General features: G+C 66.4%; 3 protein-coding genes. 1 reads left to right on the forward strand and 2 read right to left on the reverse strand.

Translation table 11 applies throughout. The features are described from left to right. Positions 1-53 precede the first annotated feature (53 nt). Positions 54-1,418 (reverse strand): bifunctional UDP-N-acetylglucosamine diphosphorylase/glucosamine-1-phosphate N-acetyltransferase GlmU, encoded by a 1,365-nt coding sequence (gene glmU, locus QMX81_RS20755; protein ID WP_282264354.1) that lies wholly within the window; start codon positions 1,416-1,418, stop codon positions 54-56. Between the two features lie 85 nt (positions 1,419-1,503). Here glmU and QMX81_RS20760 point away from each other — a divergent pair, with 85 nt between their 5' ends. Next, positions 1,504-1,887, forward strand: a complete 384-nt coding sequence (locus QMX81_RS20760; protein ID WP_282264356.1) for a GtrA family protein — start codon at positions 1,504-1,506, stop codon at positions 1,885-1,887. 84 nt (positions 1,888-1,971) lie between these two features. Here QMX81_RS20760 and QMX81_RS20765 read toward each other — a convergent pair whose 3' ends face one another. Further along, positions 1,972-2,394 carry a F0F1 ATP synthase subunit epsilon gene (locus QMX81_RS20765; protein ID WP_019183637.1) on the reverse strand — a complete coding sequence of 141 codons (423 nt, stop codon included), beginning with the start codon at positions 2,392-2,394 and terminating at the stop codon, positions 1,972-1,974. Positions 2,395-2,530 lie beyond the last annotated feature (136 nt).

Raw genomic sequence — 2,530 nt, forward strand, 5'->3', positions numbered from 1 at the left:
GGCCGGCACCGTCGTGAACCCGGGATTGCCTGGTTGCCGGCCAGCGGCCGGCACTACTTCTTCGTGGGGCGCTTCCAGCCATCGATGGTTTCCTGGCGGGCACGTGCGACGGTCAGTTTGTCCGCCGCTGCGCTGCGGGTAATCACCGAACCAGCCGCCACGGTAGCGCCTTCACCGATGACGACCGGCGCCACCAGCGAACTGTTGGAGCCGATGAAGGCACGATCACCGATGGTGGTCTGTGACTTGTTCACGCCGTCGTAGTTGCAGGTGATCGTGCCGGCGCCGATGTTGACCTTGCTGCCGATCACTGCATCACCCAGGTAGGTGAGGTGGTTGGCCTTGCTGCCCGCGCCGAGCACGACCTTCTTGGTTTCCACGAAGTTGCCGACGTGCGCGCCCTCCGCGAGGACGGTACCCGGACGCAGCCGGGCGAACGGACCGATCTCCGCCGCGCCTTCGCTGATCACCCCGTCCAGATCGCAGTGCGGCTTGACCACGGTGCCCGCGGCCAGGCTGACATCCTTGAGCCGGGTGAACGCGCCGATGCTGACGCCGTCGCCCAGCACCACGCGACCTTCCAGGATCACGTTGACGTCGATCTGCACGTCACTGCCCACGGTCACCGTGCCACGGATATCCAGCCGTGCCGGGTCCAGTACGCGCGCCCCCTGGGCGCACAGTGCACGCACTTCACGCAGCTGCCAGGCGCGTTCGAGCTGGGCCAGCTGCCACGGGTCGTTGGCACCCTCGGCATCCTGCGGATCCTGCACGAACGCCATCTCGGCCGGGGTGTAATCGCTGGCTGCCGCGGCAAAGATGTCGGTCAGGTAGTACTCGCCCTGCGCATTCGCATTGGAGAGCTGGGACAACCAACGGCGCAGTGCCGTGGATTCGGCGGTGATGATGCCGGTATTGATGGTGCGGATGCTGCGCTGTTCGTCGCTGGCGTCTTTCTGTTCGACGATCGCGCCGACCTTGCCCTCGGCATTGCGCACGATGCGGCCATAGCCGGTCGGATCAGCCACCTCGGCCACCAGCACGGCCAGGCGGCCCGGCTGCGACAGCAGGTGGCGCAGCGTCTCGCCGCGGATCAACGGCACATCGCCGTACAACACCAGAACGGTTGCCGCATCCGGCACTTCCGGCATGGCCTGCAGCACGGCATGCCCGGTACCCAGCTGCTCGCCCTGCTCGGCCCAGCGCAGGTCAGGCTGATCGGCGAATGCCTGGCGCACCGCTTCGCCGCCATGGCCGTACACCACGTGGATCGCTTCAGGCTGCAGCTGGCGTGCGGTGTCGATGACGTGGGCGAGCATCGGGCGGCCGGCGATCGGCTGCAGCACCTTGGGAAGAGCGGATTTCATGCGCTTGCCGGCGCCGGCGGCCAGGATGATCACGTGCAGGGGCTGGGTCATGGGTAGATCACGTTCCGGGAATCGTTGATGGGAATTCTAGTGCGACGCTCGTTAACATGTGGGATTGTCCGCACCCGGAGTGCACGTGAGTCTCCTCCGCCAAGGCAGCCGCTATCTCGTCGTGGGCCTGATCCAGCTGGTGTTGGACTGGGCCGTGTTCGTGGCTGCCACCGCATTGGGAATGCCAGCCGCACCCGGCAACCTGCTGGGGCGCGTGAGCGGCATGCTGCTCGGCTTCTGGCTCAACGGCCGCTACACGTTCGCCCACGATGGTGAACACCGTCTGGGCTGGCCGCGGTTCGTGCGCTTCCTGCTGCTGTGGGCGGTGCTGACCGCGATCAGCACGCTGCTGGTGACGCTGGCGGCCGAGCACATGGGGCTACGCTATGCGTGGCTGGCCAAACCCTTGGTCGAAGGCGCACTGGCCGGTCTGTCGTTCCTGCTGATGCGGACCCTGATCTTCCGCTGATCCGGCGTACCGGGAGGCAGGCAAAAAAAACGCCGGCAAGCCGGCGTTTTCCCCTTCGCGGATGGCGCCGTCGCGCCGCCCCGCTTAGTGCTTGAGGTTCTTGCGCAGGCGCTCAAGCGCCTGCAGCTGGGCGGACACTTCCGCCAGGCGCTGCTGCGCTTCGGCCACTTCCATTGCTTCACCACGGTTGGCCAGGATGCGCTCGGCTTCTTCCTTGGCCTTGCGGACCGAGGCTTCGTCGATGTCCTGGGCACGGATCGCGGTGTCGGCCAGCACGGTCACGACCTGCGGCTGCACTTCGAGAATGCCGCCGGAGATGGCGAAGTCGATCTGCTCGCCGCTCGGCGTGGTCACCACCACCTTGCCCGGCTTCAGGCGGGTGATCAGCGGGGCATGCTTGGGCGCGATGCCCAGCTCACCCAGCTCACCGGTGGCCACGACCAGGGTCGCCTCACCACGGAAGATTTCCTGCTCGGCGCTGACGATGTCGCAACGGATGGTGCTCATGAAACTCTTCTCGCTTTAGGGTGGGCTCGCGCCCACCGCAGGATGTCCTCAGCGGTGGGCGTGCGCCCACCCCGTGTGACGGGTCGGGAAGGGCATCTACCCCCTCCCCCCCCCCTAAAGCCGTTTAAAACAAATT

The sequence above is a fragment of the Stenotrophomonas sp. PS02301 genome, assembly GCF_029959485.1.
Taxonomy (GTDB): Bacteria; Pseudomonadota; Gammaproteobacteria; order Xanthomonadales; family Xanthomonadaceae; genus Stenotrophomonas; species Stenotrophomonas maltophilia_Z.

Excerpts from the sequence above, each read along its gene's own strand:
- glmU (WP_282264354.1), bottom strand. The coding sequence starts at position 1,418 with ATGACCCAGCCCCTGCACGTGATCATCCTGGCCGCCGGCGCCGGCAAG.
- QMX81_RS20765 (WP_019183637.1), bottom strand. The coding sequence starts at position 2,394 with ATGAGCACCATCCGTTGCGACATCGTCAGCGCCGAGCAGGAAATCTTC.